This window comes from Fictibacillus sp. UD, assembly GCF_043558025.1.
Taxonomy (GTDB): Bacteria; Bacillota; Bacilli; order Bacillales; family Fictibacillaceae; genus Fictibacillus.
This window is the reverse complement of the sequence record NZ_JARUHH010000003.1, coordinates 1-14,277: the sequence shown is the minus strand read 5'-3', so window position 1 is coordinate 14,277 and position 14,277 is coordinate 1. Positions and strand designations below refer to the sequence as shown.

Below are 14,277 nucleotides of genomic sequence, written 5' to 3'. Positions count from 1 at the left end.
CCCCTGTGGCTCGTTTATAACGAATTAATAAATAGTAGCCTCAGGTTCAACTCCGAGCATCTCATGTACTCGATTATTTTTATCCATAATCGCAACTTTCGGTACATGATGTCTTGCTTCGGTTTCATCATACATTCCGTAAGAGATAACAATAACAACATCCCCTTCTTGAACGAGACGTGCTGCAGCGCCATTCAGACACATCACACCAGAACCTCGTTTTCCAGGGATAATATAAGTTTCAAAACGTGCTCCATTATTATTATTAACAATCTGCACTTTTTCGTTCGGAATCATATCAACAGCATCTAAAATATCTTCATCAATCGTGATGCTGCCAACATAGTTTAAGTTAGATTCAGTTACCGTTGCACGGTGGATTTTAGCTTTCATTAACGTACGGAACATGTTTCTTCCCCACTTTCTTGTCTCGTTAAAATGTTGTCTATGATGACATTATCGATCAAACGTGCTTTGCTGAATTTAACAGCGACCGCAATGATCAATTTTTTTGAATCTAGTGTTGGAGGAAGAAGTTCAGGATACGATAGAATTTTGCCATATTCAACAAAACCGCTCGTATGTTCCTCCAAGTATTTTATCATTTTTTGTTCGGCCTCACCACTATCACCTTCCAATAGCCAGTTCTTCGCTTTTAGCAGTGATTGATTTAGGTGGCAAGCTTCTCTTCTTTCAGTTTCCGTTAAGTACACGTTTCTTGAACTCATCGCAAGGCCGTCTGACTCTCTCTTCGTCTCACAGCCTATAATTTTTACAGGAAAGTTGAAGTCATCTACAAGCCCTTGAACGACCGCAACCTGCTGAGCATCTTTCAGTCCAAAATAAGCAAAATCAGGTGAAACGATATTAAAAAGTTTGGTGAGTACTGTGGCCACTCCGTCGAAATGACCTACTCGACTCTCTCCACAAAGGGCATCTACTCTTTTATTTACGGAAACCGTAACGACTGGCTCATCAGGATACATCTCATTCGTGTCTGGAAAGAAAAGTACGTCCGCACCAGCTTCTAAAGCAAGGTGTTTATCTCGCTCAAGATCACGCGGATATCTGTCAAAGTCTTCGTTCGGCCCGAATTGAAGCGGGTTCACAAAGATGCTGACTACGATTACATCAGACTCTTTTTTCGCTTGTTTCATGAGCGAAAGATGGCCGTCATGCAAATAACCCATCGTAGGTACGAACCCTACTGTTTTGCCCGACTTTTTTTCTTCTGAAATAAAAGTCTGTATGTCTTTGATGCTGTTGATCAACTTCATGATTTAACTCCTCCGTACAATGAGTCGAGCGTTTCTGATTTCATATTAAAACTGTGGTTTTCTTCTGGAAATTGACCTGCTTTTACTTCATCTTTATATTTTAATAGTCCTTCGACCATTACATCTTTCACGTTAGCATAGGTCTTCACAAACTTTGGCACGTGGTGAAACCCGTAGCCGATCATATCGTGATAGACGAGTACTTGCCCGTCTGTATGTTTACCTGCACCGATGCCGATTACAGGAATGGAAAGTTTTTTTGTTACGATTTCGGCAAGCTGCTGAGGAACACACTCTAATACGATGGCAAAAGCCCCTGCTTTTTCAAGCAAAAGACTTTCTTCTATAAGTCTCTCAGCTTCTTTTTCCTCTTTTGCTTGAACACCATAACCACCCATCACACCAACCATCTGCGGTGTGAGACCTAGATGTCCCATTACAGGAACTCCTGCATCTGTCAGCCGTTCAACCGTCTGAACGATCTGTTTGCCGCCTTCAACTTTAACAGCCGATGCACCACTCTCTTGCAGGATCCGTCGTGAGTTGTTCAGTGTGTCATCGATCGAACCGTGATAGGTCATAAAAGGCATATCCGTAACGATAAAGGTGTTCGGTGCACCGCGTTTTACCGCTTTTGTATGATGAATCATATCTTCCATCGTAACGGGAATCGTGGAATCATAGCCCAATACGACCATGCCAAGAGAATCTCCAACCAACAGAAGATCCATCTCCGCTTTTTCACAGATAACAGCCGTCGGGTAATCATAAGCGGTTACCATCGTAATTTTTTCGCCGTCTCTTTTCATTTTGAGAAAGCTTTTCGTCGTTTTCATAGTTTAGCCTCCCTGTTATTTGTTTGGCTCTTTTCCATATCTCCTTACTTTAGGAATGTTTTCAAAATCTTCATCGATAAGTTGATTGAAGTGCAAGGCGCGAGACTCCTGGGGGATCAGCGGGACAGGTGAGACTCTTAATAGCGTAAAGCGCTAAGAGGCTCACCGCACGCCCCCAGGAAAGCGAGCGCCTGGAACGGAAACCAACTTCATTCAAAAGCAGCAGAGGACTACGGAAAAGGCTTTTAATAAACAGGGCCAGAAGTGCAAAAAACCTTCTTTCCAAAGAGGAAGAAGGCATAGGAAAACATCCTAGACTTTTGTTGTTTGCTCCCTCTGTCCCGGTCCTGATTTTGGATCTAGGCAGATATAGTATTTGTGGGTAAAACTAGACAAACTTAGTGCAGTTCCACACGGATACCGCCTACGATTTTATTTTATCACGTACTTATCTTAAGGAGAAGGAATTTCAATGTCTGCTGAATAGATCGAGTGTACCTGACCCATATCATCTTCTAAAAGCAGTACACCTTCTTCTGTAATCCCTTTTGCATATCCTGTTATAGAGCCTGATACAGACCTCGCCGTAATCCGCTTGCCTAAACTGAATGCTCTTGCTTCCCATAAGAGCTTGATCACACCAAATCCTTTTTCAAGATATTGATGATATAACATCTCAATCTCTTGCAGAAGAACACCGATTATTTCCGCTCGCTTGTACGTTTGTCCGCCTTCAATCGAAAGACTTGTTGCAATTTGAGCGATTTCATCAGAAAAATGCTTACTTTCCTGATTGACGTTCATCCCGATTCCTACGATAACCGAATGGATGGAATCCGCTTCTGCCTGAAGCTCTGTTAAGATGCCTGCAGTCTTTTTGCCATTAATTAAAATGTCGTTCGGCCATTTGATAGCCGCTTCAAGACCCGTAACTTTCTCGATCGCCTTTGAAGCTGCTACCGCGATCAGCAAAGTGAGCTGCGGCGCTTTTTGAAGAGGAATATTAGGTTTTAGAATCAAGCTCATCCACACACCAGTCCCAGCTGGAGACTGCCATGCTCTTCCTAATCTTCCTCTTCCACCTGTTTGTTCATCCGCAAGCACGATGCTTCCTTCAGCTGCTCCTTCTCTTGCTAGACTGTGAGCGATCTCTTGCGTACTTTTGACAGAGGATTTGTACGTGATTTTCTTTCCGAACGTTCCGTTGCCCGTATATAATGAAACTTCTTCTGCGGTAACTAGGTTTGGTGAAGTAACCAATCGGTATCCCCTCTTTTGTACCGCTTCTATCGTATAACCGCTTTTACGAAGTTCTGATATGTGCTTCCATATTGCCGTTCTAGAACAGCTGAGTTTATTACTGATCTCTTGACCAGATACAAACTCTCCTTCGTTTTCTGAAAGCATATGCAATAATGCTTCTTTCATTATGGCTCCCACCTTTTTACCCAATCCTTAAGCACAGATTCTGATAGGCTAAGATCTCCCTTAACGATTTTTTCTTCCATCTCGTGCAGGAGCTTGCCTAACCAGACACCTGGTGCTTTTTGTTTGATTTTCAGTATCTCTTCACCGTCTATCGGTAGATCTTTTCTAGATGTGATCGGAATCTCACTAGCTAGTTTTCTAAGATCTTGCTTTTCCTGTTCGTAAGGTACCTTTTCTATCGTACTCTTTAACGTCATACTCTCTAATGCCGTAGAAAGCCCCGTTCGATACAAATCGATCTTACTCCACGTTCTCACCTCAAAAGCAGATAAAAGCTCTTGAACTTTATTGATCGTGGTGTTTGGAAGCTTCCACCTTTTCAAGAATTCTCGTGAATCACGAACTTGTGATAAAAGGATGATGGCAGCCCAACGTTGATCCTCGGTATGAAGCAAGGTCCACTCTAACCCTAAGTAGCCATCAATCTTTTTTTCCTTCAATGGATAAGGCAGGTAATCCATTACAGCACTTTGTTTCATAAACTCAAGTGCTTGACCCGCCTGCACTCCTTGAAGCAGTTTGATGAACTCAATGGAAATACGTTCGGTTGAAATTTTTTTAAGCAAAGGGGCTTTTTTTTCGATTGCCTTCTTTGTTTCCGTTTCTATCTTCATGTCGTACACACTCATAAAACGGCATGCTCTCATAAGGCGGAGCGGATCCTCTGAGAATCTCAGATGAGGATTTCCAACTGTACGGATCTGTCCGAACTTAAGATCATCTCTTCCCCCAAAGTGATCAATCAAGTGAAATGACGTATCCATCGCCATCGCATTAAACGTAAAATCTCTTCTAGAGAGATCTTCTTGCAGATCATCAACAAACCATACTTTTGAAGGTCTTCGATAGTCTTCGTATTTATCTTCTTTCCTGAAAGTCGTTATCTCATAAGACACATGATTATGTCTGACAATAACGGTTCCATGCTCTATTCCCACTGGAATGGTCTTTGGGAAAATTCTTTGAATCTCTTCAGGTCTTGCGCTCGTTGCAATATCAATATCTTTGATTGGCCGCTCTAAACAAAAATCACGCACACATCCGCCGACAAAATAAGCTTTAAACCCTGCTTCTTCTATTTTCTTTAAAACAGGCAAAGCTTCATGAAACATTTCGTTCATACGGAGCGATCCTCTACTAAAGAATAATAGATGTCTTCATAGATTGAGACGATCCTGTCAGATAAAAAGTTCTCTTTTACATGTCTTACCGAATTTTCTCTAAAAAGGTTCAGCTTTTCTTTGTCCTGTAAGAGCGCAACGGCTTTTTCTGCTACCATGTCTGGGTCTCCTACTTTCACCATATATCCTGTTTCACCATCAACGATTACTTCAGGGATACCGCCGATACTTGTCCCGATAACAGGTACACCACAAGCCATCGCTTCAAGCAATACGAGTCCAAAGCTTTCTTTTTCTGATAAAAGAAGTTTCAGGTCACAAATGGAGAACAATTCTCCTACATTTTCTTGTTTACCTAAAAACAAAACGTCATCTTCTATATTCAGCTCTCGGACCAGCTCACAGGCAGTTGTTAGTTCGGGACCGTTGCCGATCAACAGAAGTTTTGACGACAGCTGTTTTCGAATCAATGCAAACGATTTAATCACATCTTCAATTCTTTTAACTTTTCTGAAGTTCGAAATATGGACGATCACTTTCTCGTTTTCACTGATTCCGTATGTTTTTCTTAATTCAGAATCGTTGTTTCTTCTGTAATAAACTCTTTCATCTACGAAGTTATGTACAGGAATAATATCTTTATTGATGTTAAGCAGCTCTAACGTATCTGCTTTTAATTGGTGAGAAACAGATGTTACAACATCCGACTTCTCGATACCGAACTTAATCATCTCACTAAGAGATGGATCATATCCGAGTACCGTTATATCTGTTCCATGAAGGGTTGTGACAATTTTGATTTTATCGTTCAGCATCTGTTTAGCTAATACGGCACAAACCGCATGCGGAACAGCATAATGAACATGAAGCAGATCAAGCTTTTCTCTTTTCGCCACTTCTGCCATCTTGCTCGCAAGCGCAAGGTCATAAGGAGGATATTTAAACACAGAATAATGATTTACTTCCACCTCATGAAAGAAGACGTTCGGATAAAATTTACCTAATCGAAAAGGAATACTTGACGTAATAAAATGAATTTCATGCCCTTTTTCTGCTAAAAGTTTTCCTAGTTCAGTCGCAACCACTCCAGATCCGCCTACAGTCGGATAGCAAGTGATGCCTATTTTTAACGTCATGGCTTACTCCTTATAAATTGTTGGTTACATAAGTTTGTTCTGGTATGAAGCCTTCTGCATAAAATGCACCAGCTTCAATTCCAAAGAGCTTGTCACGGTTTTCCACTCGTTCTATATACCCGTTCGTAAGCGGAGTATCTACGCTGTCTGCTGTTTTAATAAACTGAGATGGATATGCTTTTAACGCATCAATCTTGGAAGAATACGAAGAGCTCACATCTACGAACAGGTGCGGTTTTTCCGTGCTATTAATTAAATAGTAAAAGATATTACTCACTTTATGAGCTGGCAAATTTCCAGGATCTTTAACATTTTTGATTCCAGCAGAAAAGACAGCTTCCTTCACAAGACGAGCACAGTTTCCGTGATCCGGATGACGATCGATCCAATACGGCGCAAAAACATATTGAGGTTTATGCTCGCGAATCACAGAGACCAGTTTTAAAATATAATCATGCTGCAAATAAAGCCCGCGGTCTGGTAACTGCAAGTTCCTTCTTTTTGTTACACCTAAAAGTACAGCTGCTTCTTTTGCTTCTTTTTTCCGGATATGAACTGTGCCATTGGATGATAGTTCTGCTTCTGTTAAATCACAGATCACTACTTCACGGCCTCTTTTTGTTTCTTGCTTGATCGTAGCTCCCATACCGATTTCTACGTCATCAGCATGTGCGCCAAAAGCAAGCCAGGTTTCAACGTTCATTTTTTCTCTGACTCTCTTTCATCTATAATTTTTCGCCAGTCAAGATCTCCACGTTCGAGCGAACGAATAAAAAGTTCTGCAGATGCAACGTTTGTCGCTAGCGGAATTTGATATACATCACATAAACGCATTAATGCTGATACATCTGGTTCATGCGGCTGTGCTGTAAGCGGATCTCTAAAAAAGAGAACAAGATCCAGATCATTTTCAGCAATTAATGCACCGATCTGCTGATCCCCACCTAATGGACCTGATTGAAACCTTTTAATATCGAGTCCTGTCGCTTCCTGAATCTTAGAGCCTGTCGTTCCTGTTGCAAACAAAGTATGATCTTTTAAGATAGGTGCATAAGCGACGGTAAAATTAATCATATCGTTTTTCTTCTTATCGTGTGCAATAAGAGCTATTTTCATAGTATCCCCTCTTATTCCATAATATTTTCAAGGCCATATACAAGGCCTTCTATGTTCATTACACTTTCAACAGCCAGTCTGACTCCAGGCATAAAAGAGGTTCTGTTTATCGAATCATGGCGTATCGTCAATACTTGCCCAACACCCCCGAAAATGACTTCTTGGTGTGCAACTAGACCTGGCAATCTTACACTATGAATCCTAATTCCTTCTAGTTCAGCGCCTCGTGCACCTTCCAGATCTTCTTTTTCATCAGGATGACCTTGTCTTTTTTCTTCACGTACTTCAGTAATAAGCTGTGCTGTTTTTAAAGCTGTTCCTGAAGGGGCGTCTAGCTTTTGATCATGATGCTTCTCAATGATCTCGATATCTGGCAGATACTTTGCTGCTTCTCTAGAGAACTTCATCATCAGAATCGCTCCAATCGCAAAGTTTGGAGCGATTATGGCACCCGTACTTTTTTCTTCAGCCAGCTTCGTTAAACGTTCTAGATCATCGTTTGTGAAACCAGTTGTTCCAATTACGGTACGAATCCCATGGTTTAATGCCAGCTCAAGGTGCTTCTTCCCGATGTCCGGGCGTGTTAAATCTACAACTACATCTGCCTCTATAGCTTGTATACAGTTTTCCATATCATCATAAACCGGAGCATCCATTGACCCAGGAGCTCCTGATAAGTCTTTTACTTGTAATCCATCATTTTTTGAGTCTACAGCTGCCACTAGTTCAAAATGAGGCGTTTCCTCGATCATCTTTAATGCTTCTTGTCCCATTTTCCCGCGTGGTCCAGCCAAAATAATTTTAATTTTATTCATGAATCTATCTCTCCTTCTTTTCGTGTCCATCTGTCTTTATCGCGCGTTTCAAATTTCTTCATTACCGTATTCAGCGCTTCGTCTAAATCTATATTTAATGAATTTGCAAGACAAATTAAAACAAAGAACATATCGCCGAGTTCTTCTTCAACGGTCTTACTATCTTCTGTGGATTTTTTTGGTTTCTCACCATAATGATGATTCACTTCACGAGCAAGCTCACCCAATTCTTCTGTTAATCTTGCAAGCATTGCTAACGGACTGAAATAGCCCTCTTTAAATTGTGATATGTATTGATCTACAACGTCCTGACTCTCTTTTAAGGTACGGTTGGCCATGATGTTGACACTCCTCATTCTATATTATTCTTCTTTATGTTATCGGTAATTTTTCTGTTTGACAAATTTCATGAAATTTTGATTATAATAGGAAGGCATGATTGTAAACTAACGTCGTATTTATAAGGAAAGTAGGCATTATATGAAATATCCAATCAAACTAAAAAATATCTTTTTTATCCTGTTTGGATCTGCTATCTTCTCGTTTGGAATTGTCCATTTTAACATGGCGAACAACTTAGCAGAAGGCGGTTTCACAGGGATCACTCTAATACTTTATTTTCTATTCTCTATTGACCCCTCATATTCTAACCTTGCATTAAACATTCCATTATTTTTTGTGGGATGGAGACTGCTCGGTAAGAATGCTTTTATCTACACGGTTATCGGAACGGTTGCCGTATCTGTATTTTTATTTATCTTCCAGCGTTTCACCTTCGTAACCATTGATCTTAAAGAAGATATGACGCTTGCTGCACTTTTCGCAGGTGTATTTATCGGAGTCGGCCTGGGTATCATTTTTAGATTCGGTGGTACGACAGGCGGAGTTGATATTATCGCAAGGCTTGGTCATAAGTTCTTAGGCTGGAGCATGGGTAAGACGATGTTTATCTTTGACTTCGTAGTTATCGCGATCTCCCTTGTTTACTTAGATTACAAAGAAGCGATGTACACACTAGTTGCTGTATTTATCGGTGCACGCGTGATTGATTTTATGCAAGAGGGAGCATATGCTGGTAAAGCGGTCATGATCTTCTCAGACAAAAATACGGAGATCGCAGCAGATATCATCAAAGAGTTAGACCGTGGTGCAACCATCTTAAACGGAAAAGGTTCCTTTACTGGCAATATCCGTGAAGTGCTGTACTGCGTAATCGCTAAGAATGAAATCGTTCGCATCAAGCAGGTTATTGAGCGTGTTGATCCACATGCTTTCGTTACGGTTAATGATGTACATGAAGTAATCGGCGAAGGTTTCACGCTCGATGCTGATAAAAATCCGATAGGCAGATAAAAAAAGCTCCCGATACTTAATCGGGAGCTTTACTGTTTCATAAAATTAGTCGTCTTGGTTCATCCCTAAGAACATGAAGATGAAACGTGCTAGTTCAAGTAACGCTACTAGAGCACCTGCAACATAGGTTAATGCAGCAGCGTTTAACACTTTACGTGCGCCGCGCTCTTCGTTATTACGAATTAATCCGGTTGAGACGATTTGGTCCATCGCGCGTGAGCTTGCATTAAATTCTACAGGCAATGTTACGAATTGGAACAGAACTGCTACTGACATGAAGATGATCCCTAGAAGAAACATGTTCATTGAACTTAACAGCATACCGCCGAGTATTAAGAAAAACGAAAAGTTCGAGCCGATATTTGCGACAGGAACTAAGGCATGTCTGAATCTTAAGAACGCATACCCTTCTGCATCTTGAATCGCATGCCCTACTTCATGGGCTGCAACAGCGGCACCTGCAATCGAACTTCCGTAATAGTTGTCTTCAGATAATCGAACAACTTTACTGCGAGGATCGTAATGATCGGAAAGCATTCCTCTAACAGGTTCAACCTGAACACTGTAAAGTCCATTTTGATCTAAAATCTCTCTTGCAACTTCAGCACCCGTTTTCCCAGTGCTGTTTCCAACTTTCGAATATTTCTTGTACGTGCTTTTCACTCTCATCTGTGCCCAGATGGGAACAATAAGCAAAATTGCGAAGTAGATTAAGAATCCACCCATTGTTGGCATTCCTCCATATAAAAAGCTTTTGTTAATTACATTTTACGTTTTCAGCTCATTGTTTGTCAAAGAATACGCATGAAATCAGCGTTTATCTGGAACGCGCAAATCTTCTTGATCACCCTTATATTTTCTCCATCCTACGTAAATTAATGTTGAAGAAATTATTCCACCAATCGAGAATATTAGCCAAAATAACGAAGGCTCGGAATTATCCTTTTTAGCGAAGAATAGCGCTTCAAAATCGGCAGCTGCCGTTTCAAGCTGTTTCTGATGTGCGGTGTCTGTCATTATATGATTACGGTTAGTGTCAACATAAGAAACATGTTCATCAAGCAGTTCCACTTCTTCAGCAGACAAATCGACCATTAACGCCGGTCTTACCGTTTCATAGCGTTCTAGCAGTAGATTGGCTGCCTGATGAAACGCAACAGAATCATCTTCGCTGACCCCTTTTTCCATCGTAATAAATGGTTCAAGCATCATCAGTCCAGTTTTTTTCCACAATGGCTCATAACTCGTCTGAAGGGCGTCTACTAATAATCTAACCTCAGTTAGTTTGTTTAATTTTTTCTCTTTGGACCACTCAGGATTTTGAAGAGATGATAGGGCATCAGCCAAAGTATTTTGAACAATACGCTGCTGTTCTGGCCCTAAGGATACGACATCTTCTATGTGCACAATGTTTTCTGTAGTAAACTTTAAAACGTTTGCCGCTTCTTCATATCGTTCTATTTTACCAAGCTCCCAGATCTCACTCGTTAGCTCATTAATTTCAGACCACTCTTTTACTTCTGTATGATTTGATGCAAATGCTGGCATAGAAAGTCCAAAAACCATACAAAGAACCATAAATGCCCATCCTAACCTTCTCATCCTTTGTCCCTCCTGTACCCTTATACTAAAACGTATGAGAGCTGGGACAAGGTTAGACCTATATTCGATGAATTAAGAAGACCCGCTAAGGTCTTCTTATTTTCCATAAAATAAATACAGATAGCGCAGAAAGCCAAAATGTTAAGTAACCGATTGTATTTTGATACGGAGAAAGGACGGGGTACCTTGGCATCATATCAAATACGTAATCGATAATCTCGTTATGAAACAGTACGAATGCAGCAAGTACAATGTGCCATCCTTTGATTTTGTAATAAGGTGCATATAAAAGACCCTGAACCGCCATACCTAAATGAGAAAATATAAGCATGTAGTTAACGAAATCCAATGGTGTTCCGACAAATGCTCCTCCAAGATTCATGCCTACTGCCCATATTCCGTACTTAAATAGTGTCGCTACAGCGAGCGCCTCTATCCATCCTTGTTGTTTCTTTGTTAAAAAACCGATGATTACAAATACAAAAAACAATGAAGCTGTCGGGCTATCAGGAACGAACGGCAAAAAAAACCAAGGTGTTTCTTGGAGCTGATAAAGATACCAATAGTATCCATAGATCGTGCCAAAAATGTTGATCCAAAGAAGAGTGATTAAAAACCAACGTTCCATAATGATTGTTCGTATCCATGACATGAACATAACTCCTTTTCTTTTCAGAAAAAAAGCCGACCCATACCGAGCCGGCTTCTAACTGTTACTTCTGTTCTAGTTTGGAGATGAATTCAGCTAATTGTTTCAGCTCATCATCAGAACCTTTAAACGCATTAGGCGGCATGCCTGGTGGCTTACCTTCTTTTGCGATTTTCATGATTTCTTCTGGCTTTAATCCTGTTCCAATCAATGATGGTCCAGATGCTCCGCCTGATAAGGTGTTACCGTGACAGCCTACACAGCTCTGTTGTTGGTAAATCTTATATCCAGGATCGTTTTCATCAAAACTTACATCGACGATCTTACCTTGAGTCTTTGCTTTCTCCCAATCGTGTGTCACAACGGATTCCCATGTTAAATATGTAACAGAAATCAAACCTAGTAACATTAATCCTGTTGCGATCGGACGTTTAGAAGGTCGTCGCTCTAAACCTGTATCCAGGAATGGCGCCAACATTAACGCACCAAATGCAAGACCCGGTATGATAACAGTACCGATAAGAACATAATCCCCTGCCGCATACTTGTACTTCAGAAGCTGGTATAAAAATAGGAAGTACCAGTCTGGTAGAGGAATATATCCAGCATCGGTAGGATCTGCTTTTTTCTCCAACGGAGATTCATGGACAATTGTCAGTACAAGGTATCCAATCAAGAATACAGCTCCTACCATCCATTCTTTTAAAAGAAAGTTTGGCCAGAACGCTTCCGTTTTCCCTGGAAACTCCGAATAGTCTTTAGGGATATTCGGCTTGCGCTCAGCAGGGACACGAGAGTCACCGACAAACTTCATTCCTTTACCGCGATGCATATATTTCCCTCCTTTGCTCTTATGAAACTTTAAATCTTATGTTTGTTTTTACAACGGTCCGGAAATACCTTGTTTACGGATCATTAAGAAGTGGGCACCCATTAGACCTAACAATGCTGCAGGAAGGAAGAATACGTGAATCGCAAAGAATCGCGTAAGCGTCTGTGCTCCGATAATCTCTCCGCCGGCAAGGAATGTTTTAGCGATAGGACCAACTACAGGAATCGTCATAGCAATCTCGATACCTACTTTAGTTGCGAATAGCGCTTTCATATCCCAAGGCAATAGATAACCTGTGAAACCTAAACCTAACATAACAAAGAAAATAAGTACTCCAACAACCCAGTTTAACTCTCTTGGCTTTTTATAAGCTCCCTGGAAAAATACGCGCAATGTATGTAGAAACATCATTACGATAACAAGGCTTGCGCCCCAATGGTGCATTCCGCGTACGATAACTCCAAATGCCACTTCATTTTGCAGGTAATATACGGATTCCCAAGCATTCACGATATCAGGCACATAGTACATGGTTAAGAACATACCTGAAAGAATTTGGATAACCGTGATGAAGAAGGTTAGTCCACCAAAACAGTAAACAAACGCAGAAAAATGATGTGCGGGGTTTACGTGTTCAGGTACTTCATGGTCTGCAACATCTCTCCAAAGCGGCGTAATATCCAGGCGCTCATCTACCCAGTCATAAATCTTTTGTAGCATTCATTACGCCCCCTTTCTTGGTTTTGCCTTTCCTAAGTAAAGCTTCCCATCTTTCACCTGGCTGTCATATACATCCAGCGGTGCAAGAGGTGCCGTACCCTTAACGTTCGTTCCATCCTTCGTATAACGGCCTAAGTGGCAAGGACAGAAGAATTGGTTAGGGTGCGATGGATCTGTATTCCAGTCTACCGTACAACCTAGATGTTTACAGATCGGAGAAAGTGCTATGATATCACCATTCTTCGCTTTATAAACCCAGGCAGATTGAGTTACATCAGACTCGTACCAGCCATCTTTTTGTTTGATTTTAAAATCGAAACGCTTTGGTTCGTTCGCTAGTTCTTCAACGCTCGTAACCGCTACCATTTCTTGATCTGAACCCTCTTTTAAAATCGGATCAAGGGCGAAACGGACCATTGGCATAAGCATGCCGGCAGCCATAAATCCGCCAACGCCAGTTAATGTGTAGTTTAAGAACTGACGTCTTGAAATATCTTCCTTTGACATTGTTTTCCCCCCCTTATGCTGTAAATGACGGTCCATCCGGACTTTTACACACATATTACTAGGACATAAACATGATAGCTTATGTTGTCTTTTAATGTCAATATGACATGTGGTAAATATTACGAATTTATACTTCTTTGCCAATCGTTAAAAATAAGCTGAAATAAAGGTTTTACCTGTTCTTTTACAACTTCAAGCTTATAGTTTTCATCCATGCTATCAAGCGGCAGAGCAGGCACCCAAAAAAGTTGTCCACTTAAACGCTGTTCGAATTCCTTCCAATATACGTCCGAGGTCATCAAAAAAATGTGCTTAAAGTGTCCGGAATTTGTAACATGTTCTATAAAACTTGTTAATCTTTCTATAGCCGGCTCACTCTTTACATAAGTAAAATTAGGCGCTAAAAATAATCTGCCGTGCAGCTGGCGTTCCATTTCTCCGCAAAGAAGTTCTGTATACTCCGCCATCGTTACACTAGACTTGAAATCTTGTGTAAAACTTACAGGCGTTAATGGGATTAAGAGAGAGTCCACATACTCCCCAGACTTTAAGAATACATCTGCGTCTTTCGTTTTCCATTTCATGTTATGAAGTTCTCCTTACTTGGTATGTACTGCTTTTATCGTACCATATTTCTTTTATCATAAGCTGATTGGTTTTTAAAAATGTGGCGGATAAAGAGGAGACGGTAAACTCTAGATGTGTCTAGGTGTCGTATTTTTCATATGGCGCTCGTATTTTTCATATGGCTCGTATTTTTCATATGGCTCGTATTTTTCATATGGCTCGTATTTTTCATATGGCTCGTATTTTTCATATGGCTCG

The 14,277-nt window shown here is 40.8% G+C and carries 18 protein-coding genes; 1 reads left to right on the top strand and 17 read right to left on the bottom strand.

Annotated elements, in window-relative coordinates:
* Positions 1 to 24: 24 nt before the first annotated feature.
* The 10 genes from panD to P8610_RS06345 all read right to left on the bottom strand — a co-directional run bounded on the left by panD (position 25) and on the right by P8610_RS06345 (position 8,127).
* Complete coding sequence (gene panD / locus P8610_RS06390) at positions 25 to 408, bottom strand: aspartate 1-decarboxylase (protein ID WP_289495339.1); 384 nt, start codon at positions 406 to 408, stop codon at positions 25 to 27.
* Entirely contained in the window at positions 393 to 1,277 is an 885-nt protein-coding gene (gene panC, locus P8610_RS06385; protein WP_394603622.1) for a pantoate--beta-alanine ligase, read from the bottom strand. Before panC ends, panD begins: the two co-directional genes overlap by 16 nt.
* Positions 1,274 to 2,113 (bottom strand): 3-methyl-2-oxobutanoate hydroxymethyltransferase, encoded by an 840-nt coding sequence (panB, locus tag P8610_RS06380; protein WP_394603621.1) that lies wholly within the window; start codon positions 2,111 to 2,113, stop codon positions 1,274 to 1,276. The genes panC and panB overlap by 4 nt, the downstream gene beginning before the upstream one ends.
* Before the next feature lie 453 nt (positions 2,114 to 2,566).
* Entirely contained in the window at positions 2,567 to 3,553 is a 987-nt protein-coding gene (locus P8610_RS06375; protein ID WP_289495336.1) for a biotin--[acetyl-CoA-carboxylase] ligase, read from the bottom strand.
* The gene (locus P8610_RS06370) at positions 3,541 to 4,722 is read right to left on the bottom strand and encodes a CCA tRNA nucleotidyltransferase (protein ID WP_394603620.1); all 1,182 of its coding nucleotides are present in this window, start codon (positions 4,720 to 4,722) and stop codon (positions 3,541 to 3,543) included. The genes P8610_RS06375 and P8610_RS06370 overlap by 13 nt, the downstream gene beginning before the upstream one ends.
* Complete coding sequence (bshA, locus tag P8610_RS06365; RefSeq protein ID WP_289495334.1) at positions 4,719 to 5,858, bottom strand: N-acetyl-alpha-D-glucosaminyl L-malate synthase BshA; 1,140 nt, start codon at positions 5,856 to 5,858, stop codon at positions 4,719 to 4,721. The genes P8610_RS06370 and bshA overlap by 4 nt, the downstream gene beginning before the upstream one ends.
* A gap of 10 nt (positions 5,859 to 5,868) precedes the next feature.
* Entirely contained in the window at positions 5,869 to 6,561 is a 693-nt protein-coding gene (gene bshB1 / locus P8610_RS06360; RefSeq protein ID WP_394603619.1) for a bacillithiol biosynthesis deacetylase BshB1, read from the bottom strand.
* On the bottom strand, positions 6,558 to 6,974 hold the full coding sequence (gene mgsA / locus P8610_RS06355) for a methylglyoxal synthase (protein WP_289495332.1): 417 nt from the start codon (positions 6,972 to 6,974) through the stop codon (positions 6,558 to 6,560). The genes bshB1 and mgsA overlap by 4 nt, the downstream gene beginning before the upstream one ends.
* Positions 6,975 to 6,985: 11 nt before the next feature.
* Entirely contained in the window at positions 6,986 to 7,789 is an 804-nt protein-coding gene (gene dapB, locus P8610_RS06350) for a 4-hydroxy-tetrahydrodipicolinate reductase (RefSeq protein WP_394603618.1), read from the bottom strand.
* On the bottom strand, positions 7,786 to 8,127 hold the full coding sequence (locus tag P8610_RS06345; RefSeq protein ID WP_394603617.1) for a nucleotide pyrophosphohydrolase: 342 nt from the start codon (positions 8,125 to 8,127) through the stop codon (positions 7,786 to 7,788). Before P8610_RS06345 ends, dapB begins: the two co-directional genes overlap by 4 nt.
* Before the next feature lie 142 nt (positions 8,128 to 8,269).
* Between P8610_RS06345 and P8610_RS06340 the strand changes: the two genes are divergently transcribed.
* On the top strand, positions 8,270 to 9,142 hold the full coding sequence (locus tag P8610_RS06340) for a YitT family protein (RefSeq protein WP_394603616.1): 873 nt from the start codon (positions 8,270 to 8,272) through the stop codon (positions 9,140 to 9,142).
* A 45-nt stretch (positions 9,143 to 9,187) separates the two neighbouring features.
* On the opposite strand, the gene P8610_RS06335 is transcribed toward P8610_RS06340, so the two are convergent.
* From P8610_RS06335 to P8610_RS06305, 7 genes are all read right to left on the bottom strand, one after another.
* Positions 9,188 to 9,868 carry a zinc metallopeptidase gene (locus tag P8610_RS06335; protein ID WP_289495328.1) on the bottom strand — a complete coding sequence of 227 codons (681 nt, stop codon included), beginning with the start codon at positions 9,866 to 9,868 and terminating at the stop codon, positions 9,188 to 9,190.
* A gap of 84 nt (positions 9,869 to 9,952) precedes the next feature.
* A complete protein-coding gene (locus P8610_RS06330; protein WP_394603615.1) occupies positions 9,953 to 10,744 on the bottom strand; it encodes a sporulation protein YpjB in 792 nt (263 codons plus the stop codon).
* 85 nt (positions 10,745 to 10,829) lie between these two features.
* Positions 10,830 to 11,396 carry a DUF1405 domain-containing protein gene (locus P8610_RS06325; RefSeq protein ID WP_394603614.1) on the bottom strand — a complete coding sequence of 189 codons (567 nt, stop codon included), beginning with the start codon at positions 11,394 to 11,396 and terminating at the stop codon, positions 10,830 to 10,832.
* A 61-nt stretch (positions 11,397 to 11,457) separates the two neighbouring features.
* Positions 11,458 to 12,225, bottom strand: coding sequence for a menaquinol-cytochrome c reductase cytochrome b/c subunit (locus P8610_RS06320; RefSeq protein WP_289495325.1), 768 nt, complete (start codon positions 12,223 to 12,225; stop codon positions 11,458 to 11,460).
* A gap of 48 nt (positions 12,226 to 12,273) precedes the next feature.
* Positions 12,274 to 12,945: a menaquinol-cytochrome c reductase cytochrome b subunit gene (qcrB, locus tag P8610_RS06315; RefSeq protein WP_066241815.1), complete on the bottom strand. Its 672-nt coding sequence runs from the start codon at positions 12,943 to 12,945 to the stop codon at positions 12,274 to 12,276.
* 3 nt (positions 12,946 to 12,948) lie between these two features.
* A complete protein-coding gene (locus P8610_RS06310) occupies positions 12,949 to 13,452 on the bottom strand; it encodes a ubiquinol-cytochrome c reductase iron-sulfur subunit (protein ID WP_289495324.1) in 504 nt (167 codons plus the stop codon).
* Positions 13,453 to 13,571: 119 nt separating this feature from the next.
* The gene (locus P8610_RS06305; protein ID WP_394603613.1) at positions 13,572 to 14,036 is read right to left on the bottom strand and encodes a YpiF family protein; all 465 of its coding nucleotides are present in this window, start codon (positions 14,034 to 14,036) and stop codon (positions 13,572 to 13,574) included.
* Positions 14,037 to 14,277: the final 241 nt, after the last annotated feature.

What these genes read in the sequence shown, in the direction of transcription:
- panD (WP_289495339.1), bottom strand. Translation starts at nt 408, where the DNA reads ATGTTCCGTACGTTAATGAAAGCTAAAATCCACCGTGCAACGGTAACT.
- panC (WP_394603622.1), bottom strand. Translation starts at nt 1,277, where the DNA reads ATGAAGTTGATCAACAGCATCAAAGACATACAGACTTTTATTTCAGAA.
- panB (WP_394603621.1), bottom strand. Translation starts at nt 2,113, where the DNA reads ATGAAAACGACGAAAAGCTTTCTCAAAATGAAAAGAGACGGCGAAAAA.
- P8610_RS06370 (WP_394603620.1), bottom strand. Translation starts at nt 4,722, where the DNA reads ATGAACGAAATGTTTCATGAAGCTTTGCCTGTTTTAAAGAAAATAGAA.
- bshA (WP_289495334.1), bottom strand. Translation starts at nt 5,858, where the DNA reads ATGACGTTAAAAATAGGCATCACTTGCTATCCGACTGTAGGCGGATCT.
- bshB1 (WP_394603619.1), bottom strand. Translation starts at nt 6,561, where the DNA reads ATGAACGTTGAAACCTGGCTTGCTTTTGGCGCACATGCTGATGACGTA.
- mgsA (WP_289495332.1), bottom strand. Translation starts at nt 6,974, where the DNA reads ATGAAAATAGCTCTTATTGCACACGATAAGAAGAAAAACGATATGATT.
- dapB (WP_394603618.1), bottom strand. Translation starts at nt 7,789, where the DNA reads ATGAATAAAATTAAAATTATTTTGGCTGGACCACGCGGGAAAATGGGA.
- P8610_RS06345 (WP_394603617.1), bottom strand. Translation starts at nt 8,127, where the DNA reads ATGGCCAACCGTACCTTAAAAGAGAGTCAGGACGTTGTAGATCAATAC.
- P8610_RS06340 (WP_394603616.1), top strand. Translation starts at nt 8,270, where the DNA reads ATGAAATATCCAATCAAACTAAAAAATATCTTTTTTATCCTGTTTGGA.
- P8610_RS06335 (WP_289495328.1), bottom strand. Translation starts at nt 9,868, where the DNA reads ATGGGTGGATTCTTAATCTACTTCGCAATTTTGCTTATTGTTCCCATC.
- P8610_RS06330 (WP_394603615.1), bottom strand. Translation starts at nt 10,744, where the DNA reads ATGAGAAGGTTAGGATGGGCATTTATGGTTCTTTGTATGGTTTTTGGA.
- P8610_RS06325 (WP_394603614.1), bottom strand. Translation starts at nt 11,396, where the DNA reads ATGTCATGGATACGAACAATCATTATGGAACGTTGGTTTTTAATCACT.
- P8610_RS06320 (WP_289495325.1), bottom strand. Translation starts at nt 12,225, where the DNA reads ATGCATCGCGGTAAAGGAATGAAGTTTGTCGGTGACTCTCGTGTCCCT.
- qcrB (WP_066241815.1), bottom strand. Translation starts at nt 12,945, where the DNA reads ATGCTACAAAAGATTTATGACTGGGTAGATGAGCGCCTGGATATTACG.
- P8610_RS06310 (WP_289495324.1), bottom strand. Translation starts at nt 13,452, where the DNA reads ATGTCAAAGGAAGATATTTCAAGACGTCAGTTCTTAAACTACACATTA.
- P8610_RS06305 (WP_394603613.1), bottom strand. Translation starts at nt 14,036, where the DNA reads ATGAAATGGAAAACGAAAGACGCAGATGTATTCTTAAAGTCTGGGGAG.